This window comes from candidate division KSB1 bacterium, assembly GCA_034521575.1.
Lineage (GTDB): Bacteria > Zhuqueibacterota > Zhuqueibacteria > Residuimicrobiales > Krinioviventaceae > JAXHMJ01.
In genome coordinates this window covers 1,012,282-1,032,667 of the sequence record JAXHMJ010000002.1, presented here as the reverse complement: position 1 = coordinate 1,032,667, position 20,386 = coordinate 1,012,282, and the positions used below count along the sequence as shown (strand labels likewise).

The following is a 20,386-nucleotide window of genomic DNA, read 5'->3' as shown; positions in this document are numbered from 1 at the left end:
ATAAATTTTAGCCGTACGGGTCCTGTTCACAGCAACAGGACCCGTCTTTTTAGGGGACTCTTGAAATCTTTTTTGTTATTTTCTCTTTGTATGATAGCTGTGCAATGAATTGAATCTGCTTGATTTTATATGATTAATTGTTTATACTCAGTAACGTCCGGTTAGGTAATTGCAACGCTCAGATTATACAAAAAAATATGACATAACACAGAAAAACACTTGACATTACGTCAAAAATTTTGAAGTCGACTTTCATAACATTAATAAATATAAGGTGTTATGGAAATGCGACGTAAATTCAAAAAGTTTAAGCCTCGACAAAAATCTAAAACATTCAAAAGACTAATGGAACCGATCAAGGCTATCTTGTCCAAGGTACCACCATTAGTTTCACGAGGAGATCGACCTCTGCAAATGACATTTGAAGATCAACTTAATGCCCTCGTGTTTTATCATCTTGAAGAGCATGAATCAGGGACTCATCTTGTCCAGGTTCTTCAAGAAGATACATTTGCTCGGGAGCATATTGCCCGAAAGATGGAATCAAAAAAAGTAGCTTTTTTGAGGCTATCAACAATCGCGGCCTCGAACAACTAGCTGTTGTTTTTAATGAACTTCAAGCCAAAGCTGCGACCACTATCCCAAAGCAATTTGAACATTTGGGGGAGCTTGTTGCCATCGACGGTTCTTTGATTGATGCTGTTCTTTCAATGACTTGGGCTGATTATAGAAACGGCTCTAAAAAGGCAAAAGTTCATCTCGGTTTTGATATTAATCGGTCCATTCCAAAAAAACTATATCTCACAGGCGGTTTAGCCGGTGAACGACCATTTGTCGATCAAATACTCTCTTCTGACCAGTCCGGCGTTCTTGATCGGGGCTATCAATGCCATAAACGCTTTGACCAATGGCAGGAGGACGGTCGTCAATTTTTCTGCCGCATCAAAGCATCGACGAAAAAAATATGTCTTTATGCACATGACATAAAACCAGAAAGCATTGTTTTTTATGATGCTATAGTTTTATTGGGGACGCCGGGCACCAATCAAACAAAAAAGTCGATACGACTTGTCGGTTATAAAATCGGCAATGTAAAATACTGGATCGCGACAAATCGTTATGACCTCTCTGCAGAAGATGTTGCTCAGGCATACAAACTTCGTTGGGAAATTGAAAATTTCTTCGCTTGGTGGAAACGCCATCTCAAAGTCTATCATCTCATAGCTCGAAGTCAGTACGGACTTATGGTTCAAATTCTCGGCGGCCTCATTACATATTTGCTGCTGGCAATCTATTGTCATGAAAATTATAACGAAAAAGTTAACATCGAAAGAGTGCGAGAACTCCGTATTCAAATTCAAAATGAAGTGCGAGATTCCGACAAGAAAAATCGTAGAAAATCTCATAGAAAAAATCGACGAAATTACTTACGTGCAAAAACCTAACCGGACGTTACTGGTTTATACTAAAAGGTAATGATTCATACCTAAAGACTACTCAATGTCCAATTATATTGAATATAAAAACTTTTTAGATACCTTTCCGTGTGCAGTTGTGTGGCTGTATATTGATCCTGACACGGAAACAAAGAATGAATGCATCGTGGATATCTGCAACCCGGCATTTGAAAAGACGGTTGATCAGAAAGACTGTGCCGGCAAGCCGCTTTCCAAATTGTTGCCGGATATTGCGGAAAATATATATGCTTTTATTGAGCGTTTGGGGGAAGGAGAACAGGATAATTTTATTTACTTGAATAAAGAAACCCAGAAGGAATATCATTGCAATATTTATTCACCCTCCCCGGGGTCTATTGGTTTGGTCATGCTCGAAAGACCCCGGTTTGAAGAACCGTTTGCAAAAGCGCTCAAAGCCGGCAAAATCGGCACATGGACCTGGGATATCGAAACCGGACATATTACTTGGTCAGAGACCGTGAGTGAGATGTTTGGATTTCAGGAACGCCAGTCGGATGTTAATTTCCGAACCTTTCTTAAAAACGTGCATGAAAAAGATCGATTTGTTCTTTTGGATGCACTGAAATCCAGTGTAAAAAATAAAACGCGCTATCAGGTGGAACATCGAATAGTCAAACCTGACGGAGCTGTTCGATGGATGCATGAAGCCGGTGACTGGGTCAGGGATGAGCATCATAATGTAAAAAAGATGTACGGAATTGTATATGATATCACTGAACCGAAAAATTATCGGGACGCACAGCAGCTACTGGTGGAATTGGTCAATCGGTCGGGGGATGCGGTTATTATCCAGAGTCCGGACGGGATCATCAAAAGCTGGAATGACGGTGCCCAGCAGATTTACGGTTATTCCGAACCTGAAATGCTGGGAGAGTCCATCAAAAAGATTATACCTGAATCACAGCATCAATCAATCGATGAACTTTATTTATCTATTTGTGGTGGCAAGAAAATAGACGGATACGAGACCATTCGGTGTCGCAAAGACGGCACGCACATTTATGTTTCCATCACTTTTTCGCCTATCTTTGATGATCGCGGACGTATATCGGTTATAACATCCATTGCCCGGGATATTACAGGCTGGATTGAAAAAGAACAGGAACTCGTACAAGCCAAAGAAACTCTGGAACAACGCGTGATGGAAAGGACCATGGAAATCCAGGAACGCAATCTGGATTTACAAAAAGAAGTGTTCCGGCGCAAGCGCTATCAGCAGCAGCTGCGCAAACTGGGAATGCATTTGATGCATGTTGAAGAAAAGGAACGACGTCGTATCGCGACCGGTCTGCATGATCGAATTGTACAAATTTTGGCTCTTGCCAAAATTAAAACCGGCATTTTGCGTAAAAAATTTGCAAATGATGAATCCTACGCCGACATTGATCAAATATATGAAATCCTCGATGAAAGCATTGATCAAACACGTACACTTACCTTTGAACTCAGCCCTCCGGTGTTGTATGAAATGGGACTTGCAGCCGCCATTGAATGGCTTGCCGGAGAGTTTTCGGATCGATATGATTTGGACATCATTGTCGATGCCCGAAATGAAATTCCATCCCTGCACGAAGATGTTCGAAATGTATTGTTTCAGTCTGTACGCGAGTTGTGCAATAATATTGTCAAACATGCTCAGGCTGAAAACGTAAAAATCTCATTGGAACAAAAAAAGGGTAAAATCATTATAATCATCCGTGATAACGGGGTGGGTTTTAACCCGGATCAATTGGAACAGCATGAATCCGGAGGTTTCGGCTTGTTTAATATCAAAGATCGAATGGCATATCTGGATGGCTCTGTGGATATAAACTCTGAACCTGACAAAGGCACAGTTGTCACATTATCAGTTCCCACGAGTGTACAATAAAAAGAGTTAGCACTATCATGTGAGGGAAAAATGCCGATATCAATACTGATCGCTGATGATCACGAGATCCTGAGAAGTGGATTACGGTCTCTTTTAAGCGAAAATAAACAGTTTGACATCATTGCTGAAGCATCTGACGGCAGAGAAGCCTTGACAAAGGCAGAAGAATTGAAACCGGATGTCATTGTTATGGATATCAGTATGCCGGGCATGAACGGGATGGAGGCTACACGCCAAATTCTGGAAAAAGAAGGGGAAATAAAAATTATTGCTTTGTCTGTACATTCGGACAAACAGTTTATTGCAGGGATGTTACAAGCAGGAGCAAGCGGTTATTTGCTGAAAGATTGTGCTGTAGACGAGTTGGAAGAGGCCATCACAACTGTAATCCATGGGGATACCTACCTGAGTTCCCGTATTACAGGAACAGTGGTCCAGCACTTTCGTGATATTCTGAACAGTCAGCATACAAGCGCATTTGATGTGCTCACGGAACGGGAAAGAGAAGTCCTGCAGTTAATCGCTGAGGGCGGCAATACAAAAGAAATTGCCGCAAAATTATACGTTTCTGTTAAAACCATAGAGACACATCGTCAAAATTTGATGAATAAATTAAAAATATACAATATACCGGATCTGGTGAAATATGCCATCCGGGAGGGGCTGGTCAGTTTATGACAAAAACGCTCGGTCATTGATAAAAAACCAGGAAAAATTGATTTGAAACTCAGGAAATCCCCGATTGAAATTGGATTCGGTTTGTTATATATTTTTATCGAATTTGACAGGCTGATTTATTGTTTATATAAGTAAAGAGCGGTTTATAAAAGCGGAGGTTTATCATGTTACCTGTTAAAAATATTTTATGCCCTACAGATTTTAGCAAATCTTCTATCAAATCAACCGAGACCGTTAATAAACTTGCGGAATTATTTGGATCTACTGTTTATCTGGTTAATGTAGTGGTGCCTGTCCCTGTGAATGAGGGGTATCCCGGTATGATCGATACGTCTTCAATGAATACCGAGCAGCTGGATATGGAAATTCATAACAATGCCAGGGAATCTCTGCAGAAAATGGCGGAAGAACATTTTTCTGAAAATATAACGGTTAAAAAAACTGTTCTCACAGGTTCACCTGTGGATGAAATTTCGCGGTTTGCAGAGGATCAGAACATTGATCTTATCATTGTACCGACGCACGGAAGAACCGGATTAAAGCGGTTGGTGATGGGATCAGTCGCTGAAGGTATTATTCGTCATTCATCCTGCCCTGTGCTGGTTACACGCGCTGAACAGGAATAAAACGGTGTGCTGCTATAGACCCTTGTACTCTATAATTCAAATGCTTAACAGATATTGAGGGCCTGATGTTTGGTAAACGTATTCATTATGGTAATCCGTGAAGGCAAATTACAGGGAATTATTGCGTTGAAGGATATGATGAAATTATTGTCGTTGAGAATGGATTTGAATGAAAACAATTAAAGGAGGAATTATGTCAGATTGGATGAACAAGGTTGTCGATTTTGGGTTTGGCGCTTATGCTGTCACCAAAGAACGTGCACAGTCTCTGATTGATGAAATGATCGAAAAAGGCCAGATTTCCAAGGAAGAGCGTTCAAAAGCGGTTGATGATCTCATGGAAAGAGCGCAAAAAGAATGTCAGGAATTCAATCAGAAACTAGAAGACAATATGAAAGAGGTCATGCAAAAACTTGATCTTGCTACAAAAGACGATATCAAGGAAATTCATAAAAAGCTCGATCAAATTCTTGAAAACAAATAACGGCTGTTGGATATATGAAACGATTGCTGTCAAAATTAAAAAAGATCAGACATTTTAGTCGTTACCAGCAGCTTGTCACTATTCTTGTCAAATATGGATTTGAAGATGCGCTGAATCGCTACAAGATATCCCGGCTTTTGTATAAAAAGAGCCGGGTTCTGTTGCGCAAAGAATCGAAAAAACAAATGCACCGGTCTTCAGCGCAGCGAATCCGGCTGGCTTTGCAGGAAATGGGTCCGACTTTTATTAAATTCGGGCAGATGCTCAGTACCCGCTTTGATCTGTTACCGGTACATGTCATTGAAGAATTGCAGAAACTGCAGGATGAGGTAGAGCCCTTTTCAGGTGTACAATGTGTGCAAATCATTGAAAAGGAACTGGGATTATCTTTAAATGATATTTTTGCAGAGTTTGAAAATGATCCGCGAGCGGCCGCTTCTTTGGCCCAGGTGCACAAGGCGCGTACGCATGACGGACAGGTTGTTGTCATCAAAGTGCAGCGGCCGGATATACAAAAACAAATAAAACAGGATATTGAAATCCTGAAAGATCTGGCAGACTGGACGGTCAAACACGTTCCAAACCGGATGTTCATTCACCCGTCAGAGCTTGTCAGTGAATTTGAAAGCTGGATTCAGGATGAGCTGGATTTCAAGCAGGAAGCCCGGAATATGTACCGCTTTGGGGAAAACTTTAAAAATGATAATACTCTATATGTTCCGGAGGTGTTCTGGCAGTATACAAGCGGTAAAGTGATTACAATGACGTTTGTGGAGGGCATTCGCATTGATCATGTCGAGTCATTGAAAAAAGCGGGACTGGACCCGGGTATCATTGCCAACAATGGAACCATCGCAGCTCTCAGGCAAATATTTGAACACCGCTTTTTTCATGGTGACCCGCATCCCGGCAATATCTTTGTAACGTTTGATGGGAAAATTGTGCCCATTGATTTTGGCCTCGTCGGGCGATTGGATCAGTCCATGGTTATGCTGGGGGGAGAGCTGCTGATGGGAATTGTCAACAGGGACAGTGATACCGTCAGTCAGGTGTTGATCCGACTGAATCGTCTGGACACAGATGTGAATGAAAATGCGATGCGGATTGATGTCTATAATTTTCTGGATCGTTATTACGGTGTCCCGGCAAATCAGCTTTTATTTGAACATTTATTTTATGATCTGGTCAACCTGATTAAAACACACAATATACAGTTACCCCGTAATCTTTATCTGGTGGGGAAAGCCCTGCTTCTTATGGAATATCTGGCTCGCAAACTGGATGAAAATTTTAATCTGTTTACAGTCGCGGAACCCTACGTCGACTCTGTTATTCGGAAAAAGATGGGGCCGTCGTTCTGGGCTGAGCAAACCAAGCAAAGCGCGCAGGATTATGCCGGTGTGCTGCTGGATGTGCCGAGAACTCTTAAAAAGATTATGCGCAAGTCCAGCAGCGGTAACATTTCTGTTACGTTGCAGCACCAGGGACTCACTGATTTGATGAATGAGATCGGCAGATCAAGCAACCGGTTGTCATTCAGTCTTATTATTGCGTCTCTAATTATCGGCTCTTCTTTGATTATTCGGACCGGGATGGGCCCCGTGGTTTGGGGGGTTTCTATTGTCGGACTCGTCGGTTATATTCTGGCTGGTATGATGGGCCTGTTATTGCTCTTGCGGATTTGGAGATCCGAACAATTTTAAAGGAGGTTCTATTTATGATTCGTTGCTTGACAACTATCGTAATACGGGGTCTTTTACTGCCCTTTCAAATAAATGCACAAACAGAGTCAACTGTATTGCTGTGTGAAAAGATATAGACTTGCAAATGAAACGGGAGAAAACCCTATGAACAAACAAACCTATCAACGCTTGTACCAGCGTATGGAAGATATAAACGCACGTTTGAACACATTACGTGAATTGGTTGAACAAGACAGGTCGGAGAACGTCTTTCAAAAGCAGGAGCTAAAACGTCTTGAACAGCAGCGAGAAACCATTGAAAACCAGCTTGAAGATTTGCATAATCGTCTAACATGGGAAAGATATGAATTGGTGGATCTCGAAAATTCAATGCAGGATCTTGATATGAAAATCACTCGTGCGCTTCAGGTTTTTGAATAATATTGTTAATGATTACGTGTATAGACAAACGTTGGCAGGAGTTGTTGGTGACGGTTGTTTGTGCATCTATAGCCGGTATTTATAAAGTGATTTTCTACAAATGATTTTGTATATTAACAGCCTAATGGCAGAAAGGATCAGAAATGAACAGATTACTTTGTTTTTGGGCTATTGTCTGTTTAACTTTTATCACATCACAGGCTGGTGAACCGTTTGAGAAAGATACAGTAAGAACGGCTGATCGGGATTTGGTGATGACCTTTATCGGACATGGCACGCTTATGTTTGAATACGGGGATACGGTTATTCATATAGATCCGGTAGGCCGCTATGCGGACTATGGGAAACTGCCCAAAGCTGATCTCGTTTTGATTACCCACCATCATTTTGATCATTTGGATGCCGATGCAATCAAGCGGGTAAGTAAAAAAAATACCAGGATTATTCTGACGGAGAAAGCCAGGGAACACCTGGAAATCGGGGTGGTTATGAACAACGGTGAGACAATGACTGTCCAGGGGATTCCCGTTAAAGCGCTGCCGGCCTATAATATCAAGCATGTACGCGATAACGGTGAGCCTTTTCATCCCAAAGGAGATGGAAACGGTTATGTGCTGACCTTTGCTGATAAAATAATCTATATCGCCGGAGATACAGAGAATATACCCGAGATGCAGCAACTGGAAAAAATCGATATTGCATTTCTACCGATGAACTTGCCCTATACAATGGATCCGGAAATGGTTTTCCAGACTGTACAGGTGATTAATCCCGGTATTCTTTATCCTTATCATTTTGGAAATACGGACACGGATAGTCTTGTAAAGATGCTGGAAAACAGTGACACGGAAATCAGAATACGAAATCTTGAATAAGACATTAGCGTACAACCCGAGTCTGTCGGATACAAAACAATGAAGAGCACAAAAGAGTTTGAACTGATGGCGCCCGCCGGGAATGAAGCGAGTCTGAAAGCAGCCATCCAGGCGGGTGCGGATGCTGTTTATTTCGGGGTGGATAATTTGAACATGCGGGCCAGAGCATCCCGCACATTCAAACGGGCAGACATGCATAACGTCGCAGAAATGTGCCGTCATGCTAATGTACGCAGTTATCTTGCATTGAACACCATTATTTATGACGATGAATTAAAGCAGGTGCGAGAGATATGTGATGCTGCTTTGGAGGCCGGGATTACAGCGGTCATCGCGACTGATCTGTCAGTTGTCCGGTATGCCTCTCAAATCGGCCTGCAGGTACATCTGTCAACTCAGGCCAATATCAGCAACATCGAAGCTGTAAAGCACTATGCTCAGTTTGCCACGGTTATGGTGTTGGCCAGAGAGCTGACATTGCAGCAAATTAATCACATATGCTGGCGCATTGAAAAAGAACAAATCACCGGACCGGACGGTAATCTTGTCAGTATAGAGTTGTTTGTTCATGGCGCCTTGTGCGTGTCCATTGCCGGAAAGTGCTATATGAGCCTGGCCGCCACCAATCAATCGGCCAATCGCGGGTTATGTCTGCAGACTTGCAGACGGCGGTATCGGGTAATCGACGAGTCTACCGGAGAAGAACTGGACATCGAGAACAAATTTGTCATGTCTCCCAAAGATCTGTGTACAATCGGCTATATGGATCGTTTGATGGAATCCGGGGCAACGGTGTTCAAAATAGAGGGACGGGCGCGCGCTGCTGATTATGTTTTCACCGTGACGCAAGCCTATCGTCAGGCTATTGATGCGGTTTTACAAGACGAATTTAACCCGAGACGGGTTGAGCAATGGATACAGTCACTCGAAAGCGTCTTTAATCGAGGCTTCTGGCATGGCGGTTATTATTTGGGACACCCATTAGGAGAGTGGAGTGCAGCCTATGGCTCAAAAGCCACCCGTGAAAAAGTGTATCTCGGCTATGTGAGCAATTACTATCAAAAATCCGATATTGGTGAGTTTTGTATAGAGAATAATGAATTGTTCTCAGGAGAAAAAGTGGGGGTCATCGGACCCACGACAGGGTATGCGGAAACTGTGGCGGAAACACTGTATGTGGACGGGGAACCTGCGGAAAAGGCTGTAAAAGGTGATAGGGTCACCATACCGTTTTCTGAAAAGCTTCGCAGAAATGACAAACTTTACGCGATTCGAGACCGCTCGCTCTGGCAAAATTGAAAAAATATTTGAAATTCCATTGAAAACCCTTATATTTAAACAGAACAAAATGGAGGTATCTATGGGTAAAGGTGATCAACGTTCACGCCGCGGCAAGATTTGGCGAGGAACGTATGGAAAGAACAGGCTGAAGAAAGATACAAAGAAAAAGAAATAAACCCCGATAAACGGGGTTTATTTATTGCATATCTTCTATCTGCTCTTGTGCGGAATAATTCAGTTCTGAACCCTGCATGCTGTGCGGTATTAAAAAAATGACCAGGGTGATCAGCGCTGCAATCCAGATATAAACCTTGTAATGTTTTGAACGCTGAAACGCAAAAATTGCGGCAATCCATCCCAAAAGTGCGATCAAGGTTTTGTTATCTGTGAGATCATAACCCAGGGGAAAACCAGCCCACCAATCGCCGAATGCAAAGTGCTGTACAATGGGACCAAATATAAAACCACCCACGATCAACAGACTGAATGTTGTCCATAAATAGCCTTTCAGCGGAGCCTGCTTGCGCAGAGCCTGTAAACCGGTGCGTGTTGAAAGCAGCATAAACACAAACATGGCCAGGATATGGGGAAGCAACGCCCAGGCTGGAACCCGGCCGCGGAATCGGATGACGGCATTTTCGGAAAAAGGCAGCGTGATCTCGGCATCTGCTTTTTTCAATTCAATATGGTATTCAACTTTGCCTGCCGGCGGCTGATGTGGAATAATGCCCTGCAGGGTGTCTCCGTAACGGGTTAGACGCACTGCAGTCCATTCATCGTTTGTGGGATAGCGTCGGTAGACGAGCTTTCCGATGATGTTGGTATCCGGGACAATAATCTGGATAAATTCTCCTCCCACACCGCCATGTGTACGGGGAAGCTCATAGACAACCGGCGAACCGGCAAGTTCGGTTTTGCCCGAGATGGGATAGGAGGGACCGGTCATCCTCTGGAAAACAGCAGAACCCAGAGTAACAACCAGGGCCAATATCCACAAAAGTAAAGAGTGAAGCGTTTTGTTCATATGATTTCCTTGATAATCTACGATAGTAATCTACTGACAAAGCATTAAAGTGGCGGACATTTAATTGTACTTTTGATTTTGCGTTGAGCCTGTCAGGTCCGGCACATTGTGGAACATTAAAGGATTTTTAAACACAGATAAAATAAAATAAAAAAATATGAAAAATGCAAAATAAAGCTTGCAGAAAAAAAAATATATCGGTACCTTTTAGATATAAAATGACTGACGGTCAGTCATAAAACAACTTTTAGTTGGTGAGGAGCTATGGGAACTGCTGAAAGAAGAGAGCGTGAGCGCCTGAAGCGCATGGATGAAATTTTGTCCGCTGCGGCTGAGCTGGTTTTTACAACAGGTGTCCATGAAACCAGTATGGATCAAATCGCCGATAAAGCTGAATTGAGCAAGGGAACCCTGTATTTATATTTTCAAAATAAAAGCGATCTCTTGGCCGGCCTTTGTAACCGGGGATTAAATCAATTAAAATCCATGTTTGAGGCGGTTATGCAGGAAAAAAAGACCGGAGCGGAACAGCTGGAGGCGATCGGCAAAGAATACCTTCGATTTGCCGAACAGGAACGCGATTATTATGAACTCATGTTGTACTGTATGGCTGATAAACACAATTCCGCTGCTGAATTAGACCCCCAGGCTGATGCCTGTCACCAGACCGGTATGTCTATTCATAAAATTACAGCAAAAGCCATAAAAAACGGTATACAGGATAAAACTATCCACACGTTATATGATCCCATGGAGCTGGCTGTGTTGATGTGGGGACAGACCACAGGCGTCATTCAAATTGTACAACAGAACAAAGATGAACTGCAAAATGTTTTCCATGTAGATACGGATAGAATGATAGAAATATATTTCCAGCTGGTTCGAAGCAGTTTACGCAATATTGCAATTGACAACAGTGAATGAGGAGATCAACATGAAATATAGATATATGATTTTGACATCTGCTTTACTGTTGCTGGCCTGTCATGAACCGGAACAGCCGCAAACTCATGCCGTACCGGTTCGGGTCGATAAAATAAAACAGCATAGAACATCACGTCCCGTTGTCACCAGCGGACTTTTGAAAGCAGAGAAAGAATTGAGGTTATCCTTTAAAATCGGCGGTTTTATTGACAGTGTTTGTGTGCTTGAAGGCGAACAGGTTGTTCAGGGACAATGTCTGGCTGTGCTCAAATTGGATGAAATTAAAGCGCGTGTCCAGCAGGCCCGTAGCGGTCTGGATAAAGCCCGGCGTGACTATAATCGAGTGAAAAAACTATATACCGACAGCGTAACCACACTGGAACAGCTGCAGAATGCTGAAACAGCGCTTGAAATGGCTCACTCTGACCTGAAAATCGCAGACTTTAACCTGCGTCATGCCCGTATAACCGCTCCTTCAGATGGATATATTCTTTCTCAATTGATGGATGAGCACGAAATGGTAGCTGCCGGACATCCCGTTTTTTTCTTTGGGCAACTGGATGATCACTGGGCGCTGAGGACCTCTGTAACTGAATCAGATGTTATCAGACTCAATCGCGGCGACCGGGCGATTGTTGTATTTGATGCCTTTCCGGATCGTCCCGTATCCGGATACATCAAGCAGCTTTCCGGAACCCTGTCACCCAAAACCGGCACTTACCCGCTGGAGATTATCCTCCAGTCTGTCGACCTCAAGCTGAAAAGTGGATTTGTCGCGCGTGTTAAACTGATACCCGGTGATACACAGATATTTAACATTCTGCCGGTCAAAGCGCTGGTGGAGGCCGATGGATCACAGGCCTCTGTTTATTCAGTTGAAAATGGACGAGCCAGCAAACATGCTGTCAAAATAGCGTTCATGACTGATGATTCCGTGCTGGTGGAACCCGATTTGTCCGTTACAGAGATTATCACCGATGGAGCAGCCTATCTGAGCCCGGGAATGCCGGTAATCGTTGAACAAAATGCGAGGCCGGAATTATGAAATTACCCAAAAGTTCCATTGAACATCATCAGTTTACCCTGATTATTGTTGTTTTATTGATATTGATGGGCGTTATTTCTTTTCTGGATATGCCCAAAACCGAAGATCCGCTTGTGACACCGCCGGGAACCAGTATCATTGTTATTTATCCCGGAGCCGGTCCTTCTGATGTTGAGGAGCTGGTTGTCGATCCTATTGAGACGATTGTCAATGAATTGGAAGATATTAAACATTTGTCTGCTGAAGCATCGGATGGGCTGGGTGTGGTGGCTGTTGAATTTGAACCCGGGAGCGATGCGGATGAAAAATATGATCTGGTTGTACAAAAGGTCAACAGCATGCGCTCTCAGCTTCCGGACGGAATTCATGACCTAACGTTGATGAAATGGAGCATCAGCGACGTTCAGATATTACACTTGGCCCTGGTATCCGATGACGCCTCTTATCGCGATCTTGAAGAACGGGCCGAACGTCTTCAGGATGACATGCAACGGATTCCCGGAGTGAAAAATGTAAAGCTGTGGGCTTTGCCGGATCAACAGGTGCGTATTTCCATCAATATGACAAAGATGGCGCAATGGCAGCTTTCCATCGACCGTGTCATCGGCGCTATCCAGGATGCCAATGTGAACATACCGGGCGGAGCCATTGATGTAGGGTCACGCCGGTTGAGCATTAAAACCAGCGGCAGCTATGAATCTGTGCGGGAAATTGAAAACACGGTAATCAATGCGGCACCCGGCCAAGTGGTTTATCTGAAAGATGTGGCTGAGGTGGACATGAGGCCGAATGACGTCACATACAAAGCCAGATTCAATGGCGAACGATGTATCTACCTGTCTGTCAGTCAAAAACCCGGCACCAATATCTTAAAAATATTTGACAATCTGCATCCGGTTCTTGACGATCATAAAAAAAGCTTGCCGGGCAATGTTCGGATGGAGACGGTTTTCGACCAGTCGACCAGCGTATCCAAACGCATTCGCGGGTTTTTTATGAATCTGCTGCAGGGTATCGTGCTGGTTGGTACCATTATTCTGCTTGGTGTGGGAGCACGTCCGGCGTTGATCGTTATGCTGGCCATTCCTATTTCCATTATGACGGCTATCGGACTGGTGGATATGAGCGGTTATGGCCTGCAGCAAATGTCCATTGCCGGACTGGTGATTGCTCTCGGCCTGCTGGTGGATAATGCCATTGTGGTGACTGAAAATACCAGCCGGTTTATTCATCAGGGACTGGATCGCACTCAGGCTGCTGTGCAGGGCACCACTCAAATCGGGTGGGCGGTGGTCAGCGCGACAACCACTACGGTGTTGGCGTTCATTCCGATTATCCTCATTCAGGATGTAACCGGAGATTTTATCCGCAGTATGCCGGTGACGGTGGTGTACACGTTGTCCGCGTCACTGCTGGTTTCCCTGACTGTGACTCCTTACTTTGCTTCAAAATTATTGTGCACATCAGACAATCAGAGACAGAGCCGGGTGCGTCAGCGGCTAAACCGATTTATCGAAACGGTGTACAGACGCACACTATTCCGGGCGCTCGAACATCCGCTCAAAGTTTTAATAGTGTCCACGCTTGCCCTGATTCTATCACTGGGATTATTCCGTTTTATCGGTGTCAGTTTTTTCCCAAAAGCGGAAAAACCGCAGTTTTTTGTCAATATCAATCTGCCCCAGGGCATGAATCTCAATGAAACAGACAGAATAAGCAAGGATGTGGAATCAGTTCTGCAGGCCTGTCCTGAAATAAAAACCGTTGCTTCGAATATCGGACACGGCAATCCTCGTTTGTATTATAATATTATTGCCGAACGTACAAAAAGCAATCACGCTCAATTGTTTGTTGAGCTCGAGTCTTACAACAGTGAAAAACAAGAGCAGCTTATTGCTGAACTTCGAAAGCGCTTTGACCGTTATCCCGGAGCTAAAATTCAGATCAAGGAACTCGAACAGGGTCCACCGGTTGAAGCGCCGGTAGCCATTCGAGTTCTGGGAGACAATATGGCAATGCTGGAACGCATTGCCGGGGATGTGGAAAGTATGCTAAAACAACATCCGGGCACGGTGAATATTGACAATCCGCTGCGCACCGGCAAAAGTAATCTGAAAATAAAAATGAATCGGGACAAAGCCGCCATGCTGGGAGTCCGGCTTTCTGATATTGATTTTACGGTTCGTGCCGCTCTGAACGGACTGACGCTTGGAGAGTACCGTGATGTCAATGGGAAAGCCTATGATATGGTCCTGCGACTGCCTGTTGATCAAACACCGCGTATGTCAGACCTGAACGATATTTATATAGCGTCAATGTCCGGAACCATGATCCCGCTTTATCAACTAACTGCAGTGGAATTGACACCCAGCCCGCTGTATATCTCTCATCACAATATGGAGCGCTCTGTTTTGCTGACCTCGGATGTCCGTCCGGGATACACAGTAGATGATCTCGTCTCCGGTATTCTGCAAAAACTCGACAACTATCAATGGCCGACAGGCTACCGTTACAGTATTGCCGGTGAGCAGGAGAGCCGTCAGGAATCGTTCGGCGGCATGATGCAGGCCATACTGGCGGCACTGGTTGGTATTTTCGCTGTACTGGTGCTGCAGTTCCGCTCCTGGTCCCAGCCCTTGATTGTTTTCTCCGCCATTCCGTTGGCGATTATAGGTTCCATATTGGCGCTGCTGATTACGGGAAACAGCTTTTCATTTTCAGCGTTCATTGGACTCACGAGTCTGGTGGGAATTGTGGTGAACAATTCCATCATTCTTGTTGATTATTCCAATCAGCTGCTGCGTTCCGGCAAGTCTCTGATTGAGGCTGTACAAATTTCAGCGGAAACCCGGTTTGTTCCTATTGTTTTGACTGCATTGACCACCATTGGCGGACTGCTGCCGCTGACGCTGACCGGCGGTACCATGTGGGCGCAGATGGGGTGGACCATCATCGGGGGTCTGCTGGTGTCAACCCTGCTGACTCTGCTGATTGTGCCGGTGCTTTACAGTTTGTTCACAAAAACAGCCTGAAGACTTTACACCTTATATGAGCAAGGCGCAACATAAAAGTAAAATGGAGTATAGGTTCATTGGCGCCCCGGTACTCCCGGAATACCTGTATGCGGACGTTTGATGATTATGATACAAAAGCGCCTTACTCTGACTGGCTCAGCGTGGCGGTTTATTTTGACAGCATGGGGCGCCGCTCGATGCAGCATTTTGAAAAATTCTACAACAGCATACTTTTTGCAGATGCATCAAAAAGATGATCTATACAAACCATTCATGTCCAACCTTTGAGAGGAGTGTAATGAAATTCTACTATTTTATTTTATGTTTTGCTGTGCTGTTCAGTGCTGCGTCCGCAAATCCGCTGCAGACGCTGGTACAGGACGATACTGTTTATGCGCGTGAAGCCGAAACACCGCCGGTAATGGATGGATTCGGATCGGATGCCTGCTGGGATCATGCCGCGTGGCAGACCATCGATCAGGTCTGGATTCCCTGGGGCGGCAGTCTGCCTGCTGAAGATTTTACAGGGCGGTATAAAGTGAGCTGGTCATCAGACACTGATTCGGTTTATTTTCTGGTCGAGATCGTTGACGATGCATTGGTCAAAGGCTACAGTTACCCGGATGGCGGCTGGCCGGACTGGGATGTGGTCGAGATTTTCTGCGATGAAGATAATTCGGATGGGGATCATACACATGATAATAATGCATTCGCCTATCATATTACAGCTGGCAATAATTCGGTTGCTTATGAGGTCATTGACCTGCAGCAGGGATGGGACCCCGTGGACTTTACTCACCATCTGCGCTGTGTCATCAAAGAGCAGGACACACTTTACACCTGGGAAATTGCCATGGCTGTGTTCAACGAATCCTATGATGTGAACAATGCAAGCAATCCGACGGAAGAACTCTTTATCGGCAAAGTCAGCGGCCTGTCATTGGCTTACTGCGATAATGACGGAATAAATGAGGAGCCGAAATCACGCGATAATTTCATCGGATCAGTCTATGTACCGCAGCACAAATATAACGACCACTGGCAGAATGCCTCGGATTTTGGTACAGTAAAATTTGTAGAGACGGATTTTGTTTCCATTGTCCGCCAGGAATCAATGACGCCGGATGATTTTACTCTGAATCCCAATGTTCCCAATCCATTCAATCCGATCACGCGAATTACTTATTCTCTTGCCTCTACAGGATATGTAAGCCTTGTGGTGTATAATATGCAGGGACAGAAAATCCGTACCTTGGTTGATCAGACTCTGCCGGCCGGTCATTATAGCGCCACATGGAATGGCCTGATGGATTCTGGCGTTCAAGCGCCTTCAGGGGGTTATCTCTATCGTCTACAGAACAACTCACAATGTCATCAGCGCAAAATGATGCTGACTCGCTGATCCTTGCCTTCGGCGGTTGAAATTCGGCCGCCGAAAATTTTCAGAGATACAGGCAAATATCGGAATAAACCGAACCCAATGACCTGTTTTCAAAAATTGCACGAACAGCTGCGTAAAAGTTTTCAGCAGCAAAGCCCCTGGGCGCATGCCGGAAAAGGAGAGCAGAATGATCTTTTTTTTAACAATATGATTCCTGAGAGTACCCACGATGTTTCGCAATCCATTGATTTGATGAATCTGTATCAAAACAAAACTATAAACTATACCGTACCGGGTGAACGTTCGAGCTGGTTTACGGTATCCGGCAGCGGGGTCGCCGAAAAGTGATGTACGGGGCGCCCGGGGCTGCCGGGAATGTCATGGAACACTATAACCGCAAAGTGACACGCGCCTATCTGCAGAGGCTTTTGAAAATATCAGCGGATACAGGAGTACCGTTCGAGGATATTCTGCGGGCCCTGTTTTGTGACAGCATCGAACTTGCCGGCGCCAACTGAACGGATGGATTTGCGAGTCGCTTCAGGAAAACCTAGCAGGAACGTTGATATACGGGCCCATGCAATATGAAGCCCTGATGTTGACCGGGGTTGAATCTATGCATCCGCAGACCGCTCAAAATATTATACAATTTGTGCAAACAGGCGGCACCCTGGTTATGGTGGATTCATTGCCCAATCGCTCACCAGTCTATATAAAGCACTATTAATTAATGAAATATGCTAGGGTATAACAGTACATACTATGGTATGGTCTGTTTTGTACTTTTTATTCATATCTCTTTTCTCTGTTGTACGGGAACAACCTGTTATTTATAAGCGTTTCTCTTCTATCTAAAGAGGAATTATATTATGGTTGAAAAATTGAAACAATGGTTCTGGTCTTTATTCTCCAGCGGCTTGCCCCGGGATCATGATCTTGAAATTTTGCGCAAGGTTTTTTTGTCAAATCTCATCATCTTTTTCGGAAGTATTTTCCTGTCCATATTGGGGATACTGGCTCTGATTCAGGACTATATCATCGTTGCTGTGATTGACTTTGCCGTGTGGTTGTTTTTGATTGGGTTGTTTGTTTTTCTCCGCCGCAAAAAACGCTATAATATCGCCGCATTTTTGGGTTCTGCCGTTATTGGGTTATTTTACTTTTATCTCATCACCTCCGGCGGTGTCAACGCTACAGGATTTGTCTGGCTGTTTTCTTATCCGTTGATTTCTTTGTTTATGCTTGGATCAAAGCGGGGCTCTTTCCTGGCGCTGCTGCTGTTGTTTATGACCAGCCTGAGCTTTGTGGTTGCGCCTCTAATTCCGGGACTTGCCGTCTATCCCCCGGATTTGATGATTCGGTTCATTCCCGCTTATATTGTAATCTATGCGTTTGCGCTGGTCATGGAAATTTTGCGTGAGGTTGTACAGAAAAGGTTAAATAGCTCGAACCAGGCTCTCACCGCTACTGTCACCGCACTCAAATCAGCAAATATCGAAAAAGAGGAACTGATTGATCGGCTGCAGCGATCGATCCAGGAAATTGAAATGCTGCAGGACATTATTCCGATCTGCGCCAATTGTAAAAAAATACGCAACGACTCGGGATACTGGGAACAGGTCGAACATTATTTTCATAATCGATCAAATACTCGCTTTAGCCACGGCATCTGTCCTGACTGTGAAGCAAAATTGTACGGCGAATTAGATCCTGAGGATTAATGGTACGATCCAGCGCGGAATTTTGCACCGGAGTTCATACAGCGCTGTTTCCGTTCCATGAAACCGGTATTTCGCAATCGAAATCGACTATTGCCTGACGGCTCAAGCGTAAAAGGCTGCGCCGCCTGTGTGAGCAAGTGGCATCGGGGATACCTGCCGGATTATCTACTCAACAAGCATGGATTCGACACGGTTGATGGTATTTCCTGCAGCAAAGATATGACCAATGAACGCCGGGGTGATCCGCCGCTGCCCGTATCTTTTCACCCATTAACGCCTTGTCACGCCATCCATTCGCGTTTCCGTGTAAATCCCGGATCGTTCACAACAGACGTAAAACTATTGGCGTTTTCCACGATCTGGAAATCAAACATGCCCACACAGGCAAAATCGGCGCCGTTTTCAAATACATATTTGAACCCTTGTTCCGGGGAAAGGGCGCCGGCGGCCAGGACCTTGAAGGCGATCCAGGGTTTGTCCAGGCTTTCCATATACTGAATCGTTGCCTCCGGCGTGCGCGCCCAGTAATTGTCCGTGTCATAATTGTCGATCACCCAATCCTGTTTGGATTCATCCGGCTGCCAGGACCAGTAGCGGTTGCTGTGCAGGGTTTTCATGTAAAAATCTGCGCCCAGATGATGCTCTTCCGCATCTTTGATTGTAACCAGTTCATGTCCTGCCAGTCCGGCCGGCACCTTTTTGCTTTTGATGTATTCAAGCACCTCACCGACCAGATCGAATTTACCGTCCCGGATCCATTGATCACCCATGTTGCCCATAATCAATGCTGCAGAAGCGCCGTTGTCCAACGCCATATCGATATTTTCCTTGAAATGTTTTTCCTGGGGATAAACGCGCGCGATCCACTGCATGTTGCCGCCCTGTTTCCAAAAGTATGAATCAAATTGATTTCAGGCGGCGCCGTACGCATATCAATCGAGTTGATGCCGCATTGCTCACAAATCCACCAGGTATCCAGTACCTTTTTCTCTGTGAAATAGGTTTTCAGCAGGGAGGATACATAAATCAGATCACGGCTGTGGGCAAACCCGCTGATCAGGTTGCCGCCGCAGATCAGACGGCTGATTTGCAGATCACCGATATTACCTTTGGAAACCGGTTTTTTCAGTTTGGACAGATCGACCGGATCATTGACTTGAACCGTAGCTCCGGTTCTGGCATCGCTCAGGTTCAGTTTGTTGTTGAGTTGTGTCTCTTCAAAGCTTTCCCAGCCGTGATTCTTGATGAATGCAAATGCCAGGGCGCCGACAAACGGCAAGGAAACCAGATTCTTGACCAGTCTGCGGCGGTTTAGTGCATGACCGTCCAGGTTGTGATTGATGTCGTCCGGCGCTTTGATCCGGTTTTTTTTCGGCAGTCTGATCTTAATCAGCCTTTGCAGTCCGTAATACCACGATTGCGGTAAATTGGCAATAACGATGAGAGCGATGATTTCCACCAGATTTTTATCCACCAGCAGATAATGCCCCTCACTGGCATAACTTACTTTGGTTGCGGTCCAGGGCGGTTGCGCCAGATAGTAAAAACCGATCAGCAATGCTCCGGCTATCGCCGCATATCGGGTAAACAAACCGAGCATAATAAACAAACCGATGATGACGAGTCCGGCAATATTGATAAAATCAACCGCTGTCAGCAGCAGATCTGAACCTGCCATCCATTGAAAAAAGCCCGATAAAAAACCGTTTGAATTCATTAAATATCCGGCTGCAGACCAGGCCGGATCAATGAGTTTGACCAAACCTTCGTAGAGGAAATGCCAGCCTATAGCAATATTTAACAATGTGATGGCGAGTTTCAGGCGAAAGGGAGGTGTTTGCGGATTCATGATATATCCTTTA

Annotated in this window: 21 protein-coding genes and 1 pseudogene; 19 read left to right on the top strand and 3 right to left on the bottom strand. The window is 44.8% G+C overall.

The genetic code is table 11. The annotated features are described in order from the left end of the window. Window positions 1-285 precede the first annotated feature (285 nt). From U5R06_07615 to U5R06_07570, 10 genes and pseudogenes are all read left to right on the top strand, one after another. Window positions 286-1,445, top strand: a pseudogene (locus U5R06_07615) (IS4 family transposase). Between the two features lie 55 nt (window positions 1,446-1,500). Continuing rightward, window positions 1,501-3,348, top strand: coding sequence for a PAS domain S-box protein (locus tag U5R06_07610; protein MDZ7722673.1), 1,848 nt, complete (start codon window positions 1,501-1,503; stop codon window positions 3,346-3,348). Window positions 3,349-3,378: 30 nt separating this feature from the next. Continuing rightward, window positions 3,379-4,026 carry a response regulator transcription factor gene (locus U5R06_07605; GenBank protein ID MDZ7722672.1) on the top strand — a complete coding sequence of 216 codons (648 nt, stop codon included), beginning with the start codon at window positions 3,379-3,381 and terminating at the stop codon, window positions 4,024-4,026. Between the two features lie 164 nt (window positions 4,027-4,190). Then, window positions 4,191-4,652 (top strand): universal stress protein, encoded by a 462-nt coding sequence (locus tag U5R06_07600; GenBank protein ID MDZ7722671.1) that lies wholly within the window; start codon window positions 4,191-4,193, stop codon window positions 4,650-4,652. Window positions 4,653-4,821: 169 nt separating this feature from the next. Beyond that, window positions 4,822-5,136, top strand: coding sequence for a phasin family protein (locus tag U5R06_07595; protein ID MDZ7722670.1), 315 nt, complete (start codon window positions 4,822-4,824; stop codon window positions 5,134-5,136). Window positions 5,137-5,150: 14 nt separating this feature from the next. After that, a complete protein-coding gene (locus U5R06_07590; GenBank protein ID MDZ7722669.1) occupies window positions 5,151-6,839 on the top strand; it encodes an AarF/ABC1/UbiB kinase family protein in 1,689 nt (562 codons plus the stop codon). Window positions 6,840-6,983: 144 nt separating this feature from the next. Continuing rightward, the gene (locus U5R06_07585; GenBank protein MDZ7722668.1) at window positions 6,984-7,259 is read left to right on the top strand and encodes a hypothetical protein; all 276 of its coding nucleotides are present in this window, start codon (window positions 6,984-6,986) and stop codon (window positions 7,257-7,259) included. Between the two features lie 143 nt (window positions 7,260-7,402). Beyond that, window positions 7,403-8,134 (top strand): MBL fold metallo-hydrolase, encoded by a 732-nt coding sequence (locus tag U5R06_07580; GenBank protein MDZ7722667.1) that lies wholly within the window; start codon window positions 7,403-7,405, stop codon window positions 8,132-8,134. Between the two features lie 39 nt (window positions 8,135-8,173). Then, window positions 8,174-9,433, top strand: a complete 1,260-nt coding sequence (locus tag U5R06_07575) for a peptidase U32 family protein (GenBank protein MDZ7722666.1) — start codon at window positions 8,174-8,176, stop codon at window positions 9,431-9,433. Window positions 9,434-9,494: 61 nt separating this feature from the next. Beyond that, window positions 9,495-9,590: a 30S ribosomal protein THX gene (locus U5R06_07570; protein ID MDZ7722665.1), complete on the top strand. Its 96-nt coding sequence runs from the start codon at window positions 9,495-9,497 to the stop codon at window positions 9,588-9,590. Between the two features lie 21 nt (window positions 9,591-9,611). Here the strand turns inward: U5R06_07570 and U5R06_07565 are convergent, their stop codons facing one another. Beyond that, a complete protein-coding gene (locus U5R06_07565; protein MDZ7722664.1) occupies window positions 9,612-10,439 on the bottom strand; it encodes a hypothetical protein in 828 nt (275 codons plus the stop codon). Window positions 10,440-10,703: 264 nt separating this feature from the next. On the opposite strand from U5R06_07565, the gene U5R06_07560 reads away from it, so the two are divergent. From U5R06_07560 to U5R06_07520, 9 genes are all read left to right on the top strand, one after another. Further along, window positions 10,704-11,363 (top strand): TetR/AcrR family transcriptional regulator, encoded by a 660-nt coding sequence (locus U5R06_07560; protein ID MDZ7722663.1) that lies wholly within the window; start codon window positions 10,704-10,706, stop codon window positions 11,361-11,363. Between the two features lie 10 nt (window positions 11,364-11,373). Then, on the top strand, window positions 11,374-12,408 hold the full coding sequence (locus U5R06_07555; protein ID MDZ7722662.1) for an efflux RND transporter periplasmic adaptor subunit: 1,035 nt from the start codon (window positions 11,374-11,376) through the stop codon (window positions 12,406-12,408). Continuing rightward, window positions 12,405-15,440, top strand: a complete 3,036-nt coding sequence (locus U5R06_07550) for an efflux RND transporter permease subunit (protein MDZ7722661.1) — start codon at window positions 12,405-12,407, stop codon at window positions 15,438-15,440. The genes U5R06_07555 and U5R06_07550 overlap by 4 nt, the downstream gene beginning before the upstream one ends. An 89-nt stretch (window positions 15,441-15,529) precedes the next feature. Further along, window positions 15,530-15,679 carry a hypothetical protein gene (locus U5R06_07545; protein ID MDZ7722660.1) on the top strand — a complete coding sequence of 50 codons (150 nt, stop codon included), beginning with the start codon at window positions 15,530-15,532 and terminating at the stop codon, window positions 15,677-15,679. Window positions 15,680-15,720: 41 nt separating this feature from the next. Beyond that, window positions 15,721-16,824, top strand: coding sequence for a sugar-binding protein (locus U5R06_07540; protein ID MDZ7722659.1), 1,104 nt, complete (start codon window positions 15,721-15,723; stop codon window positions 16,822-16,824). A gap of 78 nt (window positions 16,825-16,902) precedes the next feature. Further along, window positions 16,903-17,151 (top strand): hypothetical protein, encoded by a 249-nt coding sequence (locus U5R06_07535; protein MDZ7722658.1) that lies wholly within the window; start codon window positions 16,903-16,905, stop codon window positions 17,149-17,151. 32 nt (window positions 17,152-17,183) lie between these two features. After that, window positions 17,184-17,321: a hypothetical protein gene (locus U5R06_07530; GenBank protein MDZ7722657.1), complete on the top strand. Its 138-nt coding sequence runs from the start codon at window positions 17,184-17,186 to the stop codon at window positions 17,319-17,321. Between the two features lie 44 nt (window positions 17,322-17,365). Further along, a complete protein-coding gene (locus tag U5R06_07525) occupies window positions 17,366-17,530 on the top strand; it encodes a hypothetical protein (protein MDZ7722656.1) in 165 nt (54 codons plus the stop codon). A gap of 142 nt (window positions 17,531-17,672) precedes the next feature. Next, window positions 17,673-18,524 carry a hypothetical protein gene (locus U5R06_07520; GenBank protein ID MDZ7722655.1) on the top strand — a complete coding sequence of 284 codons (852 nt, stop codon included), beginning with the start codon at window positions 17,673-17,675 and terminating at the stop codon, window positions 18,522-18,524. Between the two features lie 281 nt (window positions 18,525-18,805). Here the strand turns inward: U5R06_07520 and U5R06_07515 are convergent, their stop codons facing one another. Both U5R06_07515 and U5R06_07510 read right to left on the bottom strand, forming a co-directional pair. After that, window positions 18,806-19,339 (bottom strand): hypothetical protein, encoded by a 534-nt coding sequence (locus tag U5R06_07515; protein ID MDZ7722654.1) that lies wholly within the window; start codon window positions 19,337-19,339, stop codon window positions 18,806-18,808. After that, on the bottom strand, window positions 19,306-20,373 hold the full coding sequence (locus U5R06_07510; protein MDZ7722653.1) for a DoxX family protein: 1,068 nt from the start codon (window positions 20,371-20,373) through the stop codon (window positions 19,306-19,308). Before U5R06_07510 ends, U5R06_07515 begins: the two co-directional genes overlap by 34 nt. Window positions 20,374-20,386: the final 13 nt, after the last annotated feature.

Coding starts and splice junctions, on each gene's coding strand:
- U5R06_07540 (MDZ7722659.1), top strand. CDS start 15,721: ATGAAATTCTACTATTTTATTTTATGTTTTGCTGTGCTGTTCAGTGCT.
- U5R06_07600 (MDZ7722671.1), top strand. CDS start 4,191: ATGTTACCTGTTAAAAATATTTTATGCCCTACAGATTTTAGCAAATCT.
- U5R06_07550 (MDZ7722661.1), top strand. CDS start 12,405: ATGAAATTACCCAAAAGTTCCATTGAACATCATCAGTTTACCCTGATT.
- U5R06_07520 (MDZ7722655.1), top strand. CDS start 17,673: ATGGTTGAAAAATTGAAACAATGGTTCTGGTCTTTATTCTCCAGCGGC.
- U5R06_07545 (MDZ7722660.1), top strand. CDS start 15,530: ATGCGGACGTTTGATGATTATGATACAAAAGCGCCTTACTCTGACTGG.
- U5R06_07535 (MDZ7722658.1), top strand. CDS start 16,903: ATGACCTGTTTTCAAAAATTGCACGAACAGCTGCGTAAAAGTTTTCAG.
- U5R06_07610 (MDZ7722673.1), top strand. CDS start 1,501: ATGTCCAATTATATTGAATATAAAAACTTTTTAGATACCTTTCCGTGT.
- U5R06_07530 (MDZ7722657.1), top strand. CDS start 17,184: ATGGAACACTATAACCGCAAAGTGACACGCGCCTATCTGCAGAGGCTT.
- U5R06_07560 (MDZ7722663.1), top strand. CDS start 10,704: ATGGGAACTGCTGAAAGAAGAGAGCGTGAGCGCCTGAAGCGCATGGAT.
- U5R06_07565 (MDZ7722664.1), bottom strand. CDS start 10,439: ATGAACAAAACGCTTCACTCTTTACTTTTGTGGATATTGGCCCTGGTT.
- U5R06_07510 (MDZ7722653.1), bottom strand. CDS start 20,373: ATGAATCCGCAAACACCTCCCTTTCGCCTGAAACTCGCCATCACATTG.
- U5R06_07570 (MDZ7722665.1), top strand. CDS start 9,495: ATGGGTAAAGGTGATCAACGTTCACGCCGCGGCAAGATTTGGCGAGGA.
- U5R06_07590 (MDZ7722669.1), top strand. CDS start 5,151: ATGAAACGATTGCTGTCAAAATTAAAAAAGATCAGACATTTTAGTCGT.
- U5R06_07605 (MDZ7722672.1), top strand. CDS start 3,379: ATGCCGATATCAATACTGATCGCTGATGATCACGAGATCCTGAGAAGT.
- U5R06_07585 (MDZ7722668.1), top strand. CDS start 6,984: ATGAACAAACAAACCTATCAACGCTTGTACCAGCGTATGGAAGATATA.
- U5R06_07515 (MDZ7722654.1), bottom strand. CDS start 19,339: ATGGCGTTGGACAACGGCGCTTCTGCAGCATTGATTATGGGCAACATG.
- U5R06_07580 (MDZ7722667.1), top strand. CDS start 7,403: ATGAACAGATTACTTTGTTTTTGGGCTATTGTCTGTTTAACTTTTATC.
- U5R06_07595 (MDZ7722670.1), top strand. CDS start 4,822: ATGAAAACAATTAAAGGAGGAATTATGTCAGATTGGATGAACAAGGTT.
- U5R06_07575 (MDZ7722666.1), top strand. CDS start 8,174: ATGAAGAGCACAAAAGAGTTTGAACTGATGGCGCCCGCCGGGAATGAA.
- U5R06_07555 (MDZ7722662.1), top strand. CDS start 11,374: ATGAAATATAGATATATGATTTTGACATCTGCTTTACTGTTGCTGGCC.